The organism is Cereibacter ovatus, assembly GCF_900207575.1.
GTDB classification, from domain to species: Bacteria; Pseudomonadota; Alphaproteobacteria; order Rhodobacterales; family Rhodobacteraceae; genus Cereibacter_A; species Cereibacter_A ovatus.
Genome location: NZ_OAOQ01000046.1, coordinates 1 through 3,239, shown reverse-complemented (window position 1 = coordinate 3,239; position 3,239 = coordinate 1). Strand labels below are relative to the sequence as shown.

The following is a 3,239-nucleotide window of genomic DNA, read 5'->3' as shown; positions in this document are numbered from 1 at the left end:
GTCTCGCCAGTGGCCGCCTTCGCGAACTTGCGCTTCCACGCATAGAGCGAATGCAGGCTGACCCCGAGCCGCTCCGAAACCTCCTTGATCGGGTAGCCCCGCTCCGTGATCTGCGCGACCGCGTCACGCTTGAACTCGTCCGTGAAATTGCCTGTTCCCATCATGGCCTCCTTGCCTCAAAGTTAGCGAAGAAGGCGTCCAGGAAACATGGGGCTATTCAAAGGTCGGGAAACTGGCTGAGATCGAGGGGCTGCGACATGCGCCTTCCTACCCGATCAGAACCGGAACCCCAACAAAACAAGGCCTGAAACGGCCGCCTGAGTCACCCAGCCGCAGCCGGCGGGGCCACACGCTGCGCCACCACCCGACGCCACTCCAGCCCCTCGAACAGCGCCTCGTACTGCGCCCGGGACAGACGCATGACCCCGTCCTGAACCTTCGGCCAGGCGAAGTTTCCCTGCTCGAGCCGCTTGTAGATCAGCACCAGGCCGCTGCCGTCCCAGACCAGAATCTTCAGCCTGTCACCGCGCTTCGAGCGGAAGATCACCGTCACGCCGGAATGTGGATCGAGCTTCAGCTGGTCCTGCACGATCAGCGCCAGCGCCTGATGGCCGCAGCGGAAGTCGACGGGCCGGGTCGCGACCACGATCGGCAGCCGCTGGGCGGCGACGATCATGGCGCCTCTCGCAGCGCCCGCACCAGCGCCGCCGCCCGTTCGGCCGGGACATCGCCCGGAACACGCAGGACGACGGCGCCGATCTCGATGGTCACCGCCCCGGCAGGGCCACCTTGCTCCGATGCGGCGGTAGGGGTCGGCTCTACCGTCAGGGGCACGAAGGCGGCTTCCAGTCCCTCCACGGCTTCCTCGGGCAGAGCCAGGAGCCCTTGCCGCGCCTGACGCCGCCAGTCCGAAAGCTGGTGCGCGAGCACCCCGTGCCGCCGCGCCACATCCGCAACCCGGGCGCCCGGACGGAAGCTCTCGGCCACGATCCGGGCCTTCACCTCGTCAGGCCAGCGCCGATATCCACGCGTGCGCCGGACCACCTCGATCCGGCCGCCAAATCCCTCTCCACCATCCGCCATCGCCGTGCCTCTCTGAAACCTCAGAGCAAGACTCGCCTCTCGGTCAGCGATCGGGAACCGGCGAAATCAATGGGACGGAAACGGCGCATACGATTGGATGAAAGGTCAGTGGCAGGTCACGGCATGGCCAGTGCCCGCCCAACATCCTGTATAGGCGTTCGAAAAACCCGGTATCGTTGGCCAGGTCGCACGTTCCCCGATGCCAGCGGCGCAGCTTGACCGGCCGGCAGCGTTGCCCGGCCATTGGCGACAAGTTGCCGACCCGCTTCGGCATTTTTTTCCGTTCTGCCTCTGGACAGTCCTCGCCGTTCATTCTAAAGACACACCCACAGCCGATCATACGAACGGCGCGCCCAGATAGCTCAGTTGGTAGAGCAGCGGATTGAAAATCCGCGTGTCGCTGGTTCGATTCCGGCTCTGGGCACCACTTAAATATCTGAAATCGCTAGGTTTGTTTTCATTCCGATTTCTTTTTCGGTTCGGGTTTGACGCTTTTGGCGGAAGGTTTGACAATCTGCGCCCGCCGCGCGTTCTCGGTTTCGAGAGTCGCCATGGTCTCGCGGTTCTTCGCCGCAAGGTTGGCAGACCGCGAATAGTGCCGCGCCATGGACAGGGTTTCCTGCCCCAGAAGGTCGGCTATGCGGCGTTCATCCAGCCCCGCCTCGCGCAGCGTGGTCGCAACGGTATGTCTTAGGCCCTTGAGGGTGAGGCCGGGGTGGATCAGCCCTTCAGCCTCCAATCCCGTCTTGAAGCGGTGCCAGACGGTGGAGAAGCCGTTGTAGGTCCATTGCTCGCCGCGTGAGTTGGCCAGCAGGGCGGGCGCATCGTGCTGCGGTGACTGCTTCAGTGCCGCGTGCAGCGTCGGGCCGATGGGAATAGCGACTTCCACCCCGGTCTTGCCCCGCACGCCCCAGATGGTTTCGCCATCGATCTGGTCGCGCTGCAGGTTCAGCGCGTCGGATGGGTCGAGGCCGGTGTTCATCAAGGCGAGCTTTTCGAAGCCGTCCATGACCTCGGCCTGCTGCGACTCGGTCGGGGCGTCGTCGGCGGCAAAGCTGATGACACCGGCGCGGTAGGTCCAGGCATGGGGACTGGCGTCGATCAGCGCCTCGGTCCGGTCGGGGCTGCCGCGCAGGACCTCGGGGCGCGGGTCGCGGATCGTGTGCGTGGGCTGGCCAGCCGCATCGCGGATCAGGTCGCGATTGGCATCGTAGGCCAGAACCTGATCGGCGATCAGGTAGCCGACGGGGCCTGACCGTTCACCGCCAAAGGAAGGCTTCGGTCGAGCGCGGCCAGCCCCTCCTGCGCCAGCCGGTCGTTCCAGTCTCGCGCAAAGCAGATGCCCTGGGGGACGAAGACCAGCGGCGACGGTGGGGCGCTGCGGGCCGGGGCTGTGTCGGATTGCCCTTTCCCGGGCAAATCCGGCGCGGTCGCGGCCGTTCTTGGTTTAAGTTCCTTTTCTTTGTTCGGGGGGCGTTCCTGTCCCCCTTTTGCGGACAGATATGTCCCCTCGGGCGGACAGGATTGTCCCCCTTTCACCCGGGAAAGGGGGACGATCTTGTCCCCCTCCCGCCGCCGCTGTGTGGCGCGTCGCAGGGCATCTTCGGTCGGGCGGTAGCGCGATGCGTTGCCGCGATTGGTGTCGCGCACGACGGCCAGGTGGCGCGCCATCTCGGGCTTGTTCAGGGCGCGCTTCACTGACTTCGCATGCCGCCCGAGCGCCGTGCCGATCATCTCGAAGGATGGATGGCATTCGCCGGTGTCATGGTCGGCATGGGTCAGCGCAAGATAGGCGGCAACGCGGAAGGCGTTGTCGTCAAGCGAATGGTCGAGGACGAGGTCGAGAAGATACTGCAGCTTGACCTGGTAGAAGGGCAGAATGTCAGACATGCAGGCCTCCGACGACTGCGCCGGAATCCGCACTTTGGTATTCTGTCAGAACAGTAACTTCGAATGCGCCGTCGAGGTGGGTGGCCGCCCCCTCGACGGTTTTTCTTTGGCCCGGATCGCCCGAAAACCGGTTTGACAATTCTCCGGCTCTGTTGCACAAATCGGCTGAGAGCAAGAACTCCCCTTTCACCGGACAGACTTATCCCTTGGCCTCAGTGCTGGGTGTGCCGAGGTCGGTGAAGCGGTTGAGCACGGCGACACGGATC

The 3,239-nt window shown here is 64.5% G+C and carries 6 protein-coding genes and 1 tRNA gene; 2 read left to right on the top strand and 5 right to left on the bottom strand.

Going from position 1 to position 3,239, the window contains the following annotated elements; translation table 11 throughout:
• The 3 genes from CRO07_RS18130 to tnpA form a co-directional block, all read right to left on the bottom strand.
• On the bottom strand, positions 1-161 hold a 161-nt coding region (locus tag CRO07_RS18130; RefSeq protein WP_141400065.1), incomplete at its 3' end, for a transposase.
• 161 nt (positions 162-322) lie between these two features.
• Complete coding sequence (tnpB, locus tag CRO07_RS18125; protein WP_097032011.1) at positions 323-676, bottom strand: IS66 family insertion sequence element accessory protein TnpB; 354 nt, start codon at positions 674-676, stop codon at positions 323-325.
• Complete coding sequence (gene tnpA / locus CRO07_RS18120; RefSeq protein ID WP_097032010.1) at positions 673-1,083, bottom strand: IS66-like element accessory protein TnpA; 411 nt, start codon at positions 1,081-1,083, stop codon at positions 673-675. The genes tnpB and tnpA overlap by 4 nt, the downstream gene beginning before the upstream one ends.
• Before the next feature lie 351 nt (positions 1,084-1,434).
• On the opposite strand from tnpA, the gene CRO07_RS18115 reads away from it, so the two are divergent.
• Positions 1,435-1,510, top strand: a tRNA-Phe gene (locus CRO07_RS18115).
• A gap of 30 nt (positions 1,511-1,540) precedes the next feature.
• Here the strand turns inward: CRO07_RS18115 and CRO07_RS18850 are convergent.
• Positions 1,541-2,092, bottom strand: coding sequence for a tyrosine-type recombinase/integrase (locus tag CRO07_RS18850; RefSeq protein WP_176504634.1), 552 nt, complete (start codon positions 2,090-2,092; stop codon positions 1,541-1,543).
• 75 nt (positions 2,093-2,167) lie between these two features.
• Between CRO07_RS18850 and CRO07_RS18845 the strand changes: the two genes are divergently transcribed.
• On the top strand, positions 2,168-2,338 hold the full coding sequence (locus tag CRO07_RS18845) for a hypothetical protein (RefSeq protein ID WP_176504633.1): 171 nt from the start codon (positions 2,168-2,170) through the stop codon (positions 2,336-2,338).
• Here CRO07_RS18845 and CRO07_RS18105 read toward each other — a convergent pair.
• On the bottom strand, positions 2,317-2,973 hold the full coding sequence (locus CRO07_RS18105) for a helix-turn-helix domain-containing protein (RefSeq protein WP_141400115.1): 657 nt from the start codon (positions 2,971-2,973) through the stop codon (positions 2,317-2,319). The two genes, CRO07_RS18845 and CRO07_RS18105, sit on opposite strands and share 22 nt — an antisense overlap.
• Positions 2,974-3,239: the final 266 nt, after the last annotated feature.